The organism is Amycolatopsis roodepoortensis (assembly GCF_014873915.1).
In the GTDB taxonomy this organism is placed as follows: domain Bacteria; phylum Actinomycetota; class Actinomycetes; order Mycobacteriales; family Pseudonocardiaceae; genus Amycolatopsis; species Amycolatopsis roodepoortensis.
Genome location: NZ_JADBEJ010000001.1, coordinates 1,131,425 through 1,147,419 on the forward strand (window position 1 = coordinate 1,131,425; position 15,995 = coordinate 1,147,419).

Annotated in this window: 12 protein-coding genes; 10 read left to right on the plus strand and 2 right to left on the minus strand. The window is 70.6% G+C overall.

From position 1 onward, the window contains the following. Nucleotides 1-8: 8 nt before the first annotated feature. From H4W30_RS05355 to H4W30_RS05365, 3 genes are read left to right on the plus strand one after another with little or no spacing between them, the layout of a single operon-like run. Nucleotides 9-1,175: a sensor histidine kinase gene (locus H4W30_RS05355; protein WP_192741755.1), complete on the plus strand. Its 1,167-nt coding sequence runs from the start codon at nt 9-11 to the stop codon at nt 1,173-1,175. Next, nucleotides 1,172-1,834 (plus strand): response regulator, encoded by a 663-nt coding sequence (locus H4W30_RS05360; RefSeq protein ID WP_192741756.1) that lies wholly within the window; start codon nt 1,172-1,174, stop codon nt 1,832-1,834. The genes H4W30_RS05355 and H4W30_RS05360 overlap by 4 nt, the downstream gene beginning before the upstream one ends. Then, nucleotides 1,834-4,737 carry an AfsR/SARP family transcriptional regulator gene (locus H4W30_RS05365; protein WP_192741757.1) on the plus strand — a complete coding sequence of 968 codons (2,904 nt, stop codon included), beginning with the start codon at nt 1,834-1,836 and terminating at the stop codon, nt 4,735-4,737. The genes H4W30_RS05360 and H4W30_RS05365 overlap by 1 nt, the downstream gene beginning before the upstream one ends. Here the strand turns inward: H4W30_RS05365 and H4W30_RS05370 are convergent. Next, a complete protein-coding gene (locus tag H4W30_RS05370; protein ID WP_192741758.1) occupies nt 4,709-5,149 on the minus strand; it encodes a hypothetical protein in 441 nt (146 codons plus the stop codon). The two genes, H4W30_RS05365 and H4W30_RS05370, sit on opposite strands and share 29 nt — an antisense overlap. A gap of 87 nt (nt 5,150-5,236) precedes the next feature. Next, nucleotides 5,237-5,890 carry a TetR/AcrR family transcriptional regulator gene (locus H4W30_RS05375; protein WP_192741759.1) on the minus strand — a complete coding sequence of 218 codons (654 nt, stop codon included), beginning with the start codon at nt 5,888-5,890 and terminating at the stop codon, nt 5,237-5,239. 116 nt (nt 5,891-6,006) lie between these two features. On the opposite strand from H4W30_RS05375, the gene H4W30_RS05380 reads away from it, so the two are divergent. The 7 genes from H4W30_RS05380 (at nt 6,007) to H4W30_RS05410 (ending at nt 15,940) form a co-directional block, all read left to right on the plus strand. Further along, nucleotides 6,007-8,700, plus strand: a complete 2,694-nt coding sequence (locus H4W30_RS05380) for an MMPL family transporter (protein WP_192741760.1) — start codon at nt 6,007-6,009, stop codon at nt 8,698-8,700. Next, the gene (locus H4W30_RS05385; RefSeq protein WP_192741761.1) at nt 8,700-10,760 is read left to right on the plus strand and encodes a YhgE/Pip domain-containing protein; all 2,061 of its coding nucleotides are present in this window, start codon (nt 8,700-8,702) and stop codon (nt 10,758-10,760) included. Before H4W30_RS05380 ends, H4W30_RS05385 begins: the two co-directional genes overlap by 1 nt. A 251-nt stretch (nt 10,761-11,011) precedes the next feature. Beyond that, nucleotides 11,012-11,218, plus strand: a complete 207-nt coding sequence (locus H4W30_RS05390) for a heavy-metal-associated domain-containing protein (protein WP_192741762.1) — start codon at nt 11,012-11,014, stop codon at nt 11,216-11,218. Nucleotides 11,219-11,262: 44 nt separating this feature from the next. After that, nucleotides 11,263-12,171, plus strand: a complete 909-nt coding sequence (locus tag H4W30_RS05395) for a hypothetical protein (protein ID WP_192741763.1) — start codon at nt 11,263-11,265, stop codon at nt 12,169-12,171. After that, entirely contained in the window at nt 12,171-14,423 is a 2,253-nt protein-coding gene (locus tag H4W30_RS05400) for a heavy metal translocating P-type ATPase (protein ID WP_192741764.1), read from the plus strand. Before H4W30_RS05395 ends, H4W30_RS05400 begins: the two co-directional genes overlap by 1 nt. A 72-nt stretch (nt 14,424-14,495) precedes the next feature. After that, complete coding sequence (locus H4W30_RS05405; protein ID WP_192741765.1) at nt 14,496-15,329, plus strand: class I SAM-dependent methyltransferase; 834 nt, start codon at nt 14,496-14,498, stop codon at nt 15,327-15,329. Then, entirely contained in the window at nt 15,329-15,940 is a 612-nt protein-coding gene (locus H4W30_RS05410; protein ID WP_192741766.1) for a TetR/AcrR family transcriptional regulator, read from the plus strand. The genes H4W30_RS05405 and H4W30_RS05410 overlap by 1 nt, the downstream gene beginning before the upstream one ends. The last annotated feature ends 55 nt before the right edge of the window (nt 15,941-15,995 follow it).

The window sequence follows — 15,995 nt, forward strand, 5'->3', positions numbered from 1 at the left end:
CTGATGCCGTGCTGGAGATCTTGCGGGACCGGTTCCGGGCACGGGTGCAGGCGAGTCTCACCCGGGCCGGGCTGACCCTGCCGTGGTGGGGGGCGTTGTGCGCGAGCGCGGTGAGCTTCGTGTTCACGGCGGTCGCGTTGGTGCAACGGGACGCCCTCCTGCCGCCCGAGCCGATCGCGCTGGCCGGCCTGATCGTGATCGCGCCGTCGCTGATCTGGGCGGCCACCGACTGGATCATGCCGTGGGTGCGGATGACGGCGCTGATCATCGCGGCCTCGGTGCTGCTCGTCGAGCCCGTGCTGCCGGATTTCGCGCCGTTGCTGCTGCTGGTCGCGGCCACCGAGGCGGGCAGTGTCCTGCGGACGACATGGGGGATCGCCCTCGTCACGGTCGCGGGCGAGGCGGTGCTGGTCGTGGCGGGGATCTGGGGCGGGCTGATCGGCGGGCCGGTGTACATGGTCGCGATCCTGCTCGGCCTCAGCGGCGGGCTCATGGTCCGCTGGTACACCAGGGTGCTGGACGCCGAACGCGGCAACCGGGACGCCTCGCGCGACAAGGCACTGCTCGCCGAACGGCAGCGGATCGCGCGTGAGGTGCACGACGTCGTCGGCCATTCGCTCAGCATCACGCTGCTGCACCTGACCGGCGCCCGGCACGCGCTGCAGCAGGACCGCGACGTCGACGAGGCGATCGAAGCGCTCACCGAAGCCGAGCAGGTGGGACGGGCGGCGATGGCCGACATCCGCCGCACGGTCGGGCTGCTGGCCGACTCCCCGTCGGGCAGCGCCCCCCTGCCGGGGGTGGAGGACATCGCCACGCTGGTGGAACGCACTCGCAGCGCCGGGCTGGCGGTGCGCTATACACAGGAAGGCGACCTCGGCCGGGTAGGCGCCTCGGAAGGATTGGGCCTCTACCGGATCGTGCAGGAATCACTTGTCAACGTCGTCAAGCACGCCCCCGGCGCGACCGCGGAGGTCCGGCTGAACGCCGGCCGCTCGGGGTTGAAACTCGTCGTCAGCAACACCCTCCCCGCCACCGTCCGGCGTGCGGCGGAGGACGGTTCGGGACTGGCGGGGATGGCCGTCCGCGCCGCCCAGCTCGGCGCCGATCTCAGCGCCGGGCCCAGCGGCAGGCAGTGGATCGTGCAGGTCACCGTGCCGGGGGTCAAGCCGTGACCGCCGCCGAGATCCAGGTGCTGCTGGTCGACGACCAGGAGCTGGTCCGGTCCGGGCTGCGGCGCATCCTGCGCCGTCGCGACGGGTTCGTCATCGCGGGGGAATGCGGCGACGGTTCCGAAGTGCCTTCGGCGGTGGCCGCGCACGAGGTCGACGTCATCGTGATGGACCTGCGGATGAAGAACGTCGGCGGGGTCGAGGCGACCCGGCGGCTGCGGCGGTCCGGCGGGCATCCGCCGGTGCTCGCGCTGACCACCTTCGACGACGACAACCTCCTGGCCGACGCGCTGCGGGCGGGCGCGGCCGGGTACGTCCTCAAGGATTCACCGGCCGAAGACCTGATCCGCGCCGTGCGGGCGGTCGCCGCGGGCGACGCGTGGCTCGACCCGGGCGTCACCGGGCGCGTGCTCGCCGCGTACCGACAGGCCGCCGGGAACGGCAGCGGCGGACGCTCACCGGAACTGCTGACCCCGAGGGAGCAGGACGTGCTCAGGGCGATCGGCCGCGGGCTGACCAACGCGGAGATCGCCGCGGCCCTCGTCATCTCGGAGGTGACCGTGAAAAGCCATATCGGCCGGATCTTCACCAAACTCCAGTTGCGGGACCGGGCGGCGGCGATCGTGTACGCGTTCGACCACGGGATCGTGGTGCCGGGCTGATGCGCAACGATGGGGGGATCATGCCGGACTCGCGACTACGCTTTGAACTGCTCGGCCCGTTGCGGGCCTGGCACGGGGAGACCCGGCTGGATCTGGGGCCGGTCCGGCAGCAGGCCGTGCTGGCCGCGCTGCTGCTGCGCCCGGACGTGACGGTCAGCCACTACGAACTCACCGACGGGCTCTGGGAGAAGCCGCCGGAGTCGAACGTGCTGCCGGTGTACGTCCGGCGGTTGCGGCAATGCCTGGACACCTCGGGCCAAAAGCCGCGGGACTCGGTGATCGTGTCCGATCGCGGCGGCTACCGGTTCGCCAGCGGCGGGGTCCGGCTGGACGTGGTCCGGCTGGAGGAGGTCGCCGCCGTCGCGGCCGCCGCCGAGGAGTCGGGTGACCTCGTCTCCGCGGTCGACACCTTCGCCGACGCGCTGCGGCTGTTCCACGGCGAGCCACTGACCGGACTGCCCGGCGCGTTCGTCCAGGGCGAGCGGCGACGGCTGGAGGAACGCAGGCTTCTGTTGCTGCGCCGGAAACTGCGGGCCCAGCTGAAGCTCGGGCGGTTCGACGAGGTGATCGGTGAGCTGTCGGCGCTGGTGTCCGCCGATCCGCCGAGCGAGCCGCTGGCCGCGTTGCTGATGCGGGCGCTCTACGGCGGCGGGCGGCAGGCGGAGGCGCTGGAGGTGTTCACCGACGTCCGCGAGCGGCTGATCGAGCAGCTCGGCGTCGAGCCTGGTGAGGAACTGCGGCAGGTGCAGGAAGCGGTGCTGCGCGGCGACGAGACGCTGCTCGGTGTGGCGCCGCGCCGGGAGCCGTCCCGCCGGATCCGCAACGAACTGCCCGCCGTCAACGGCGAACTCGTCGGCAGGGACCGGGAACTCGCGCTGCTCGTCGAAGACGGCGATCCGGCGTCCGTCTCGGTCGACGCCGTCGACGGTGTCCCCGGCGCCGGGAAGACCACGCTCGCGGTGCGCGCGGCACACAAGCTCCGTGAGTCCTATCCGGACGGTGCGTTGTTCGTGGATCTCCACGGCTACACCGAAGGCCGCGAGCCGGTGATGCCGGAGCGCGCGCTGCGGCGGTTGCTCCGCGCGGTCGGGGTCGAGGACGGGGCGATGCCGGACGATCTCGACGAACTGGCGGCCTCGTGGCGGGCGGCGACCGCTCAGCTGCGGTTGCTGCTGGTGCTCGACAACGCCGAGTCGGCCGGTCAGGTACGGCCGCTGCTGCCGTCCGGGCCGGGCAGCCGCGTGCTGGTGACCAGCCGTCGCCGTCTCTCCGGGTTGGACGCCGACCGCCGGGTTTCCCTCGGCGCGCTGGGCCTCGAAGCGGCCGAACGGCTGCTCGGCCGCATCGTCGGGGCACCGAGGGCGGAGGGGGAGCGGTTCGCCGTGCGCGCGCTCGCCGGGCTGTGCGGGCGGCTGCCGCTCGCGCTGCGGATCGCGGGCGCCCGGTTGCAGAACCGTCCGATGTGGACGTTCAAGGACCTGGTCGACCGGATGTCGGACGACGAGCGCAGGCTCGGCGAACTGACGGCCGAGGATCGCAGTGTCGAGGTGGCACTGCGGTTGTCGTACGAACAGCTGAGGCCCGCCGAGCAGACCGCGTTCAGCGTGCTCGGCCTGTCGCCGACGACGGAGTTCGACCGGCTGACGGTCGCCGCCCTGCTGGACTGCTCGCCCGCCGAAGCCGAGCGACAGCTGGACAGCCTGGTCGACGCCAGCCTCGTCCAGGAGCCCGCGAGCGGCCGCTACCGGCTGCACGATCTGGTGGCGGTCTACGCCCGGCGGCTCGCCGGGGAGATGCCGGAGGAGGCCGCCGAAGCGGCCCGAAAGCGGGTGTACGGGCTGTACCTCAGCGCCGCTCGCCGGGCGAGCGAATGGGGTGTGGCGCGATTCCCGTTGGAAACCGGGGGGCCGTTCACCGGGCAGCGTGACGCTTCCGCCTGGCTCGACGCGGCAGGCGACCTGCCGGAGGTGGTGTCGCAAGCGGCCGAAGCCGGGCTGGACGATCTCGCCTGCTCGGTCGCCGAAGGCCTGGTCGACTATCTCGCGCGCCAGCAGCGATACCACGAATGCCGGACGGCGTTGCAGGTCGCGCTGCCGCTCGCCGAACAGGCCGAAGACGAACGCCTGGTCTCGTCGCTGCGGTTCTGCCTCGGCTACGCCTATGCCATGCAAGGTCAGCTCGACCGGGCGCGCGGCTGGTTCGACGACGCGCTGCGGGCGGGGCAGTCGTCGGGCGACCGCGGAGTGGAGGCGCGGGCGCTCGGCGGGCTCACCATGGTGGATCTCATCGCCGGGCGGCACGATCTCGCCATCCCCGGGATGCGGCGGGTGATGGTCCTCGCCGAGGAGGTGGGTGACCGCTGGCTAGCCGAACGGTCGTTGTCCGCTCTGGGATTTCTCGCGTATATGCGGGGTGAGCACGAGGAGGCGCTCGGCCACCTCGGCCGCGCTCGCGAGCTGAGCGAGGAGATCGGCAGTCCGGGGATGCTGGCCAGGGTGCTGTGCCACAGCGGCACCGTCCGCCTCGAAAGCGGCAGCTTCGCCGAAGCCGCACTGGATCTCCGACGGTCCGTCGAGCTCGCCGAGGAGACCACGGACGGCCTGCTGACCGCCACCAGTCTCGCCAGGCTGGGCGCCGCGGAACTGGAGCTGGGGAACCTCGACGCGGCTTTCGAACTCCAGCGTCGGGCGCTGACGGCGGTCACCGACGAGACCATCGTCGGGATGGAGTCCGAGATCCGCAACCGGCTCGGCCGCACCCATCTCGCCGCGGGCGATCCGGTGGCCGCCAGGGAACACTTCGAGTGGGTGCTCACCACCATCGGCCCCGACGGTGACCCCCAGCAGCGCACCCTCGCCCTGGAAGGTCTGGACCTCACCAGACAGTCGGCACGCCGGCGTTGACGATCGTGAAGCGGTGCCCTGCCATGCTGGTCCGCCAGCGCGCGAAGTAGGCGTCGGCCGCGTCCGCCAGGTGCACCCCGGCGCGGACTTCGTGGACGACGCATGCCCACTCCGCGCCGTCGCACAGCACCAGTTCCCGCGGTGCCCCGCGCTTGCGGAGCACGGACGCGCAGAGAGCTCCACGCCTGCCGACAGCACTGTTCTCGAGGCAGCGACGGAGGTCTTCGACGGCGTGGGCGGCGGTCTCGAACAACGTCCAGCGGTATTTCGGCGACGGGCGGCCGTCGGCCCACGGCGTGGCGAACGCGGCCCAGCTCCAGCCCGGTCCGACGAGCCCGTCCCGTTCCCCGGGACTCGGCGCGTCGTCCCTTGGCACCACCATGTTGTACGGGGTCCGGCTCGCCGGGCTCATGCACGTCTCCTCGTGGACCTCCGGCCCGCGGCCGCGGATCGGTGCCGGAACCGTAAAGCGGAGCCATGAAATCCCGATGAAACGTGGTCAGCCCGCCGGGACGATGAGCGAGGCCATCACCTTCGGGATCAGCTCGCTGACGAACCGGCCGTCGGCGGGGAGTTCGCTGCCGTCCAGCAGATAGTTCTGCAGCCCCTGCTCGTAAAGGGCGACCAGGACGAGCACCGCGTCGTCCGCGGAGATCGTCAGCCGCCTGCCGATCCGGTCGAGCGCGCCGACCAGGATCGCGCCCAGTTCGGTGTGGAAATGCCGGAACGCGGCGCCGATCCGGTCGCGGATCTCGGGTTGCCGCAGACCCTGCGTGCGGAATTCCGCGCACAGCAGGTACCAGTCCTTGTCCGCGTTGAGCGCGACCATGAACAGTTCGGCGATCCGCCCCAGTGTGGGGGAGAGGTCTTCGTGCGCGCCGACGGTGGCCTCGCCGAGCACGCTCTCGGTCGCCTCGCGGAACCGTTCGAGCCGGAGGGTGTTCTCCTCCTGGAACAGGGCGAGGAAGAGGTCTTCCTTCGAGCTGAAGTTCGAGTAGAAGGCGCCGCGGGTGAAGCCGGCGCGTTCGCAGATCAGCTCGACCGGGGTGTCCCGGATGCCGCGTTCCGAGAAGGCCTCGTACGCCGCGTCGATCAGCCGTCGGCGGGTGTCCGCCCGGCGCCTGGTCATGGTGGCGCCCCGCTCCTCGGTCATCTCGCCATTCTTTCGCATCGGCCCGGTTCACCCGGCTGTGGGACAGGATACATCGTGAATCGGATACAGCGTGTATTACGATACGCAATGTATCCAACGAGCGCCGGGAGCCGATCGTGTCGTCATTCCTCTACCGCCTCGGCAGGCTGGCCGCTCGCGGACGCGTGCTGGTCACCGCGTTGTGGCTGGTCATGCTGTGTGTCGCGGGTGGCGCGGCGCTGCTGCTGGGCCAGGGCACCGACGACACGTTCGCGATCCCCGGTTCGGAGTCGCAGGAGGCGCTCGATCACCTCGGCCGGGTCTTCCCCCAGGTGAGCGGGACTTCGGCGCAGTTGGTGGTGCTCGTCCCCGAAGGGCAGCGGGCCGACGCCGCTCTCGTGCGCGACTCCGTTGCCGCCGTGGTCCCGGAGCTGACCGGGGCCCCGCAGGTCTCGACCGTGGTGAATCCCTTCGACCCGGCCGTGCACGACGCGGTGTCCAAGGACGGCCGCGCCGCGTTGGTCACCGTGCAGCTCGACGTCGGCCTCGCCGACATCCAGCCGTCGACGAGGACCGCGCTCGCCGGGATCGCGCAGGACCTGGAGAACCGGATCGGCCACGGCACCGAGGTGCTCACCGGCGGCGACGCGTTCTCGGACAAGGTGCCGAAGCTCAGCCCCACCGAGGGGATCGGTCTCGTCATCGCGCTCGTGGTGCTGCTGATGGTGTTCGGTTCGTTCATCGCGGCCGGAATGCCTTTGCTGACGGCGATTCTCGGCGTCGGGGTCTCGGTGGCGCTGGTCTACGCGGCGACCTCGGTGGCGACCGTGTCCTCGACGGCGCCGATGCTCGCGGTCATGCTCGGGCTCGCCGTCGGCATCGACTACGCGCTCTTCCTGCTTTCCCGGCACCGGGATCAGCTCGCCGAGGGGCTCGAAGTCGAGGAGTCCATCGCGAGGGCGACGGCCACCGCGGGATCCGCGGTCATCTTCGCCGGGCTCACCGTGGTGATCGCCCTGCTGGGCCTGTTCGTCGCCGGGATCCCGTTCCTGACGACGATGGGTATCGCGGCGGCGGGCGGTGTCGCCGTCGCGGTGATCGTGGCCATCACGCTCATCCCCGCGCTGCTCGCGTTCGCCGGCGAGCGGCTGCGGCCCAAGAAGCCGAAGAAGAGCAAGCGCAAGAAGAAGCCGCGCTTCAGCCTCCGCTGGGTGCGGCTCGCGACGAAGTCTCCGTGGGTGACGATCGCGCTGATCGTCGGAGTGCTCACGGTGGCGTCGTTGCCCGCGCTGGATCTCCGCCTGGCCTTGCCGGACAACGGAACCGACGAGGACGGCACGCCGGCCCGCGTCGCCTACGACGCCGTCGCCGAGCATTTCGGACCCGGTTTCAACGGCCCGCTGATCGTCACCGCGGACATCCTCTCGACCACCGACCCGATCGGGATCACCAACGGCATCGCCGACGACATCCGGAAGGTGCCCGGCGTCGCCGTCGTCCCGCTCGCCACGCCGAACCCCAAGGGCGACACCGCGATCATCCAGGTCGTGCCGGCGACCGGCGCCTTCGACGAGGCGACCGACGACCTCGTCGAACGGCTGCGGTCCATGGAAGGGCAGTTCCAGGACCGGTACGGCGTGCAGACCGCGGTCAGCGGGTTCACCGCCGTCGGCATCGACGTGTCCTCGCAGCTCGGCGACGCGCTGCTGCCCTTCGGCATCCTGGTCGTCGGGCTCTCGCTGGTGCTGCTGGCGATGGTGTTCCGTTCGATCCTCGTCCCGCTGAAAGCCACGTTCGGGTATCTGCTGTCGATCGGTGCCGCGTTCGGCGCGACGTCGTTCGTGTTCGGGCAAGGACATCTGGCCGAGGCGCTTGGGGTGACCCGCACCGGCAGTGTGATCAGCTTCCTGCCGATCATCCTGATGGGTGTCCTTTTCGGACTCGCCATGGACTACGAAGTGTTCCTGGTGTCCCGGATCCGGGAGGACTACGTCCACCACGGCGACGCGCACAAGGCGATCGAGACGGGTTTCGTGTCCGCGTCGAGGGTCGTGACCGCGGCGGCGGTGATCATGCTGGGCGTGTTCGCCGCGTTCGTGCCCGACGGCAGTGCCACGATCAAACCGATCGCGTTCAGTCTCGCCGTCGGCGTGTTCGTGGACGCCTTCCTGGTGCGGATGACGCTCGTCCCGGCGATCCTCGCACTGCTGGGTCCGCGCGCCTGGGGCCTGCCGCCATGGCTGGACCGTAAGCTCCCGGTGTTCGACGCCGAGGGCGACGGTCTCGTCCACGAACTCCGGCTCGCCGACTGGCCCGCACCCGGCTCGGCGGAAGTGATCAGCGCCGCCGGTCTCCGGGTCGACGACGACCGGGGCCGCACGATCTTCCGCGACGTCGAGCTGCATCTCGGGCCGGGGGAGATCCTCGCCGTGCACGGTTCCGGCCCGGCGGGCAAGAGCGCCCTGCTCTACGCGCTCGCCGGCCGTGTCCCGAACGTTCGTGGCGACTTGAAGGTCCTCGGCCGGGTGCTGCCGCAGCACGCGCACGCGGTCCGGCGGAACGTCGCCTTCATCGCCTGCAAGGAGACCGACGACCCGGCCGGGGAGGTCCGCCGCGCGCTCGACGACGGCGTCGGGCTCGTCTTCCTCGACGATCTGGACACCGTCGTCGCCACCGCGCAGCGCGCCGGGTTGCGAGCGGCGTTCGCGAGCCGGGCCGCCACGTTCGCCGTGTCCTGCCAGAGCCTCGCGATCGTGCGGGATCTGCTGCCCACCACCGCTGTCGCGGGCCTCGCCATGACGCCCGCCCCTGCCCCCGCCGAGGTCCACTGATGTTCCGCTTCTTCGCCGGTTCCGCTCGCGCGACCGCTTTCGGTCCGCTGACCTGGAAGTCCTGGCTCGGGATCGTGCTCGTGCCGGTGATCGTCGCGCTCGGCCTGGCGTGGGCGTTCTGGTCGCCCGGCGACAATCACGGCGCGGCCAAGGCCGCGGTGGTCAACAACGACGAACCGGTGACGGTGAACGGCCAGCTGCTCCCGCTCGGCCGGGAACTGGCCGGAAACCTCGTGCACGGCGAGGATTCCGCGTACACCTGGGTGCTCACCGACGCCGAGGACGCGAAGGAGGGCATCTCCGACGGGACGTATTCGGCGGTCGTCACGATCCCGCCGGAGTTCTCCGCGCGGGCCACGTCGACGACCGGGAAGCCGCTCGACGCGAAACAGGCGATCATGCGTGTCGAGACGTCGCAGCGCACCGGCCTCGTCGACCCGGTGGCGAGCCGGGAGGTCGCGAACGCGACGCTCACCGCGCTGAACCGGCAGATCGTCGAGACCTATGTGGACAATCTGTACGTCGGGTTCTCCTCGATCCACCAGCAGTTGGTGAAGGCTGCCGACGGCAGCGACCAGCTCGTCGTCGGGCTGAGGCAATTGTCCGACGGGACCGGGAAACTCGCCACGGGCGCGGGCGAACTCGCCGGTGGGGCGGGAAAGCTCAGCGGGGCCGCCGGACAGCTGGCGGACGGCGCGCGCAAACTCGCGAACGGCACCGGGCAGCTCGCCACCGGTTCGGGCCGGTTGTCGTCGGGGCTGACCCAGGCCGAGAAGGACACCGCGCAGCTGCCCCGGCTGACCAGGGAACTGGCCGACGGGGCGCAGCAGGTGGCGAACGGCAACAAGCAGCTGGCGGACAAGATCTCGCCGCTGGCGGACAAAGTACTCCGGATCATCGACGCGCTGCCCACGGCGGGCGATTCGGCGCGGAGGTTCGCCGAACTGGCGCAGAAATGCGATCAGGACACGAAGTTCTGCGCCGATCTGAAGGCCGCTTCGGAAAAGCTCACGGCCGATGCCGCGATCCTCGACGGCAAACGGGCCGAGATCCGCGACGCCGTCGTGCAGACGAAGAAGGCGGTGCAGGACCTTTCGGCGGGCTCCCAGAAGGTCGCTGACGGGAACAAGGAGCTCGCGGACAAGTCGAAGGACCTCGCGGGCGGTATCGGCACGGCGGCCGATGGCGCGCGCAAACTCGACGCCGGTGTCCGGGCCGCCGACTCCGGTGCGCGGCAGCTCGCCGACGGCTCCGGTCAGCTCGCCGGTGGCGCGACCACCCTGTCGACCGGCGCGGGGGAACTCGCCACCGGCGCCCGCACCGCCGCCGATGGCGCCGAACGTGCCGAATCCGGCGCTTCGGAGCTGGCCAAGGGCCTCGAAGAGGGCCGGGGCAGGGTGCCCGACTACACCCAGGCCGAACGCGAGCATCTCAAACAGGTCGCCGCCACACCCGCGATCGCCGACACGGCGGGCTCGGGAACCTTCGGCGAAGGCGCGGTGGCGCTGATCCTCGTGCTGGCGCTGTGGGTGTGCGCGCTGGCGACGTACCAGGTGATCCGGGCGGTGCCGCCGAGCGTGCTCACCACCCGCGAACCGAGCTGGCGGATCATCCTCGCCGCGGCCGTCCCCGGTGCGACGCTGGCGGTGCTGACCGCCCTGATCCTGACCGGGGTGTTCTGGGCGTTCCTCGGCCTGAGTTTCGGAAAGGCGCTGACTCTGCTGGTGGTGCTCGTCCTCGCGGCGGGGACGTTCACCGTGGTGAACCAAGCGCTGGTCGCGATCTTCAAACGCCCAGGCCGCTTCGCCGCCCTCGCGATCCTCGTGCTCACTGTCGGCGCTTCGCTGGTTTCGACCGTGCCCGGTTTCTTCGGGACCGCGCTGGGGATCCTGCCGACCAACGGCGCGCTGGTCGCGCTGCGCTCGCTGCTGACGGGGTCGGACGGCCTGACGTCGGGGATCGTGCAACTGGTGGTGTGGCTGGGAATCGGGACGCTGGCGATGATCCTGGTGACGGACCGGCGGCGCTCCTTGCCCGGCAGGGAGCTTCGGCTGGCGTAGGCCGGGCGTGGTGGCCTGACGGCCCGGCGAGCGCGTCGCGAAAGCCACTTTCGGGACATCTGACGTCCCGAAAGTGGCTTTCGCGACAGCTGCGGCGCAGGTGTGCCGTCTTACCCCCACCCCGTATGTGACGCAGGTCGCTCATCTATACCCTGCCGGGGTACCTTCAGACTCTTGCCGTACCCCCCTGGGGTATGTACGTTGAGTCCATGAGCGGCGCACGAGCCGCCTGGATCACGAGGAGAGTCACGATGAGCGAGACGACCTACACCGTCACCGGGATGACCTGCGGCCACTGCGCGACCTCGGTCACCGAAGAGGTCTCCAAGATCGACGGCGTCACCGACGTCCGGGTCGACCTGCCGACCGGCGCCGTGACCGTCACCGGTTCCCGTGAACCCGCGGTGGCCGACGTCCGCGCCGCCGTCGAAGAAGCCGGATATCACCTGACCGCCTGAGCGGCTCCACGATCGCGGGTGGCACCCGCACTAAGGACTCCACGATGAACACAGCAGCGAAGCTTTCCGCCTACGGTGCGGTACTCGCCCTGGTCGCCGGCGGCGGCTGGGTGACGGGCACGGCTGTCGGTCCGTTCGCCGGCGCGGCCGGCGTGCCCGGTGGCGAGGACGCCGGGCACTCGGACAACCACGGCGGCACCGTCGCGGAAGCGGCGCACGGCAAGCAGGAGCACGAGCCCGCCGGGCTCGCGTCGGCCAAGGGCGGCTACACCCTCACGCCCACCACCACGACGCTCACCCCCGGGCAGACCGCTCCCTTCACCTTCCGGATCCTCGGCGCCGACGGCGCGCCGGTGACCGCCTACGACGTCGAACACGAGAAGCGGATGCACCTCATCGTCGTCCGCCGCGATACCGCCGGTTTCCAGCACGTCCACCCCGAACTCGGTGCGGACGGGACCTGGTCCGTGCCATTGGCCGTCGGGGACGCGGGGGTCTACCGCGTCTTCGCCGACTTCAAGCCCAGCGGCGGCGAGGCGATCACCCTGGGGGCGGACCTCTTCGCGGGCGGGGACTTCCGCCCGGCCGAGTACCGGAGCGCGCACGTCGCGGAGATCGACGGCTACCAGGTCCACCTCGATGGCGACCTCAAGCCGGGAATGTCGTCGAAGGTGACCCTCACCGTCACCAAGAACGGCCGCGAGGTCACCGATCTCCAGCCGTACCTGGGTGCTTACGGGCATTTGGTCGCGCTGCGCGGCGGCGACCTCGCGTACCTGCACGTCCATCCGGACGGCGAGCCCGGTGACGGCCGGACCAAGCCGGGTCCGGCGGTCACCTTCTTCGCCGAGGTCCCGACGGCGGGCACCTACCGGCTGTTCCTGGACTTCCAGCACGAGGGCAAGGTCCGCACCGCGGAATTCACCGTCACGACAGGGGAAGGGAGCCACTGATGAGCACGGACACCACCGCGGTGGCCACGTCGGAGGTCGAACTCGCGATCACCGGGATGACCTGCGCCTCGTGCGCCATGCGCATCGAGCGGAAGCTGAACAAGCTCGACGGCGTCACGGCCACGGTCAACTACGCCACGGAGAAGGCGAAGGTCAGCTACCCGGCGGGCATCGAGCCGCGGCAGCTGGTCGAACAGGTCGAGGCGGCCGGGTATTCGGCCGCTTTGCCCGCGGTGGAAAAGGAAGAAGCCGCCGGACAAGACACCGCGGTCGACCCCATCACGCCATTGCGGCAACGGCTCATCGGATCCGCCGTGCTGTCGGTGCCGGTGATCGTGCTCGCGATGGTGCCCGCGTTCCAGTTCACCTACTGGCAGTGGATCTCGCTGACGCTGGCCGCGCCGGTGCTGGTGTGGGCGGCGTGGCCGTTCCACAAGGCGGCGTGGGCGAATCTGCGCCACGGCGCGGCCACGATGGACACCCTGATCTCGATGGGCACGCTCGCCGCGTTCCTGTGGTCGTTGTACGCCTTGCTGTTCGGCACCGCCGGAACGCCGGGGATGACGCATCCCTTCGAGCTCACCGTCCAGCGGATGGCGGGCGACGGCAACATCTATCTCGAGGTCGCCGCCGGTGTCACGACGTTCATCCTCGCCGGGCGCTATTTCGAAGCGCGGTCCAAGCGGCGGGCCGGTGCCGCGTTGCGGGCCCTGCTCGAACTCGGCGCGAAGGACGTCGCGGTGCTTCGCGACGGCAAGGAAGTGCGCGTCCCGATCGGCGAACTCGCGGTGGGCGAGGAATTCGTGGTCAGGCCGGGGGAGAAGATCGCGACCGACGGCGTGATCACCGAAGGCGCGTCGGCGGTCGACGCGAGCATGCTGACCGGTGAGAGCGTGCCGGTGGAGGTCGTCCCCGGTGACACGGCGGCGGGCGCGACGGTCAACGCGGGCGGCAGGCTCGTCGTCCGGGCGACCCGGGTCGGCGCCGACACGCAGCTGGCGCAGATGGCGAAACTCGTCGAGGCGGCGCAGACCGGGAAGGCGCAGGTTCAGCGGCTGGCGGACCGGGTTTCGGCGGTCTTCGTGCCGATCGTGATCGCGCTCGCCGTCGGCACGCTGATGTTCTGGCTCGGTACCGGCGGTTCGGTGGCGGCGGCGTTCACCGCGGCGGTCGCCGTGCTGATCATCGCCTGCCCGTGCGCGCTGGGCCTGGCGACCCCGACCGCGCTGCTCGTCGGCACCGGGCGCGGCGCGCAGCTCGGAATCCTCATCAAGGGCCCGGAAGTACTGGAATCGACCCGCGCGGTCGACACGGTCGTCCTCGACAAGACGGGCACCGTGACCACCGGGCAGATGTCGCTGGTGGCGGTCCACGTCGCCGACGGTGCCGATGAGGAGAAGACGCTGCGGCTGGCGGGGGCGCTGGAGAACGCGTCGGAACACCCGATCGCGCAGGCCATCGCCCGCGCCGCCCGGGAACGCACCGGGGAACTCCCGGCCGTCGAAGAGTTCGCCAGTGTCGAAGGCCTTGGTGTGCAAGGGATCGTCGGCGGTTCGGCGGTCCTGGTCGGGCGGAGCGCGTTGCTGGAGCAGTGGAGTCACCACCTGACGCCCGAGCTGGCGGAGGCCAAGGCGGCGGAGGAGAAACTCGGCCGCACGGCGGTCGTGGTCGGCTGGGACGGCGAAGCCAGGGCGGTCCTGGTCGTCGCGGACACCGTGAAGCCGTCGTCCGCCGAGGCGATCTCCCGGTTGCGCGAACTGGGGCTCACCCCGGTGCTGCTGACCGGCGACAACGAGGCCGTCGCGAAGGCGGTGGCCGCCGAGGTCGGGATCGACACGGTGATCGCCGAGGTGCTGCCGAAGGACAAGGTCGACGTCGTCAAGCGGCTCCAGGGCGAGGGCAAGGTCGTGGCGATGGTGGGCGACGGCGTCAACGACGCGGCCGCGCTGGCACAGGCCGACCTCGGCCTGGCGATGGGCACCGGGACCGACGTCGCCATCGAGGCCGGTGACCTGACCCTGGTCCGCGGCGACCTGCGGGCCGCGGTGGACGCGATCCGGCTTTCCCGGCGGACGCTGCGCACCATCAAGGGCAATCTGTTCTGGGCCTTCGCCTACAACGTCGGCGCCTTGCCGCTGGCCGCGGCGGGCCTGCTCAACCCGATGATCGCCGGCGCCGCGATGGCTTTCAGCTCGGTCTTCGTGGTGTTCAACAGCCTGCGCCTGCGCGGGTTCCGGAGTATCACCGCTTGACGGGCGGACCAGACCTCCTCCAGTATGAACAAGCGTTCATGAACGCACGTTCATAACGGAGGAGGTTCTGGTATGTCCGGCATCGTCAACACCGCGCAGTCGGAGGCGTGGAACGGCTACGAGGGACGGCATTGGGCCGAGCACGACGCGCGCTACGACGCGGTGAACAGCGGGTTCAACGAGTTCCTGTTCGAGGCCGCCGGAATCGGCGAGCGGGACCGGGTGCTCGACATCGGCTGCGGCAACGGGCAGGTCACCCGGCTCGCCGCCGTCCGTGCTCCGCTCGGGGGAGCGACCGGGATCGACCTGTCCGCGCCGATGCTCGCGACGGCGCGGGCGCGCGCGGAGGCCGAAGGCGTCGCGAACGTGGCGTTCGAGCAGGGTGACGTCCAGGTCTTCCCGTTCGAGGACGCGGTTTTCGACGTCGCGCTCAGCCGGTTCGCGGTGACGTTCTTCGCCGATCCGGTCGCCGCGTTCGCGAACGTCCGCCGGGCGCTGAAACCGGGCGGCAGGCTCGCCTTTCTGTGCATGACCGCGCTCGCCGGAACCGACCTCGGTACCGTTTTCGGCGCGCTGGCGCCGTTTCTGCCCACCCCGACCGGTGAGGACGGCACGGGGCCGACGGCCTTCGCCGATCCGGCGCGGGTTCGCTCGGTGCTGACCGGTGCCGGATTCCGCGATGTCGCCTGCGACCGTGTCGAGGCGGACCAGGTCTGGGGGAGCGACGTTCCCGACGCGGCCGCGTTCATCGCCGATTGGGGTCCGGTCAAGTACCACCTCGGCCAGGTGAGCACCGAAGCCGCGAACAATGCGCGAGAAGCGCTATCCGCCGCGCTAGAGCCTTTTGCGACTCCCGGCGGTGTCCGGTTGCGCGGCGCCGCCTGGCTGGTCAGGGCGAAATCCTGATGTCACCGAGAAAAGCGGCCGCCCTGCGGCATACGGAAGACGGGCGGAGCCTGCGCGAGCACTTGATCGATACCGCCGCGGACCTGATCTCCGCGCACGGCACCGCGGAACTCACGGTGCGGGCGATCGCGCGCGCGGCGGGAGTCGCCGATGGCGTGCTGTACAACCATTTCGCCGACAAGGAGGAGTTGCTGGCCGACGCATTGGCAGAGCACGTACGGAGAGTGGAAGCCGGACTCGGCGAGCTTCCCGAGCCCGGTTCGGCTACGGTCGAGGCCAATCTCCGCGCCCAGCTGGCGTACGGGTTGGCTCTGCACAAGGAGATCCTGCCCGCGTTCGCCGGGCTGCTGGCCCGCCCCGTCGTGCTCGCGCGGTTCGGGGAACGGGCGGGCGACCGCGAGACCTGGCGCGATCGCCTCGTCGGATACCTGCGGGCGGAAAAGGAACTCGGCAGGCTCGACGGCGATGTCGGGGCGGCGGCGGCCATGCTGGTCGGCGTCTGCCATGAGACGGTGCTCTCCGGTCTGCTTCCGCACGGCCCGGCGGTGACCACTTCGCCGGCGGTGGAAGCCGTGGTCAGGACGGTGCTGGAGGGTATCGCGGCCCGATGAACTCCGGCACGGGTTGATCGGCGGGCGTTCTGGGTAACCCGGATGTGCGACTTCA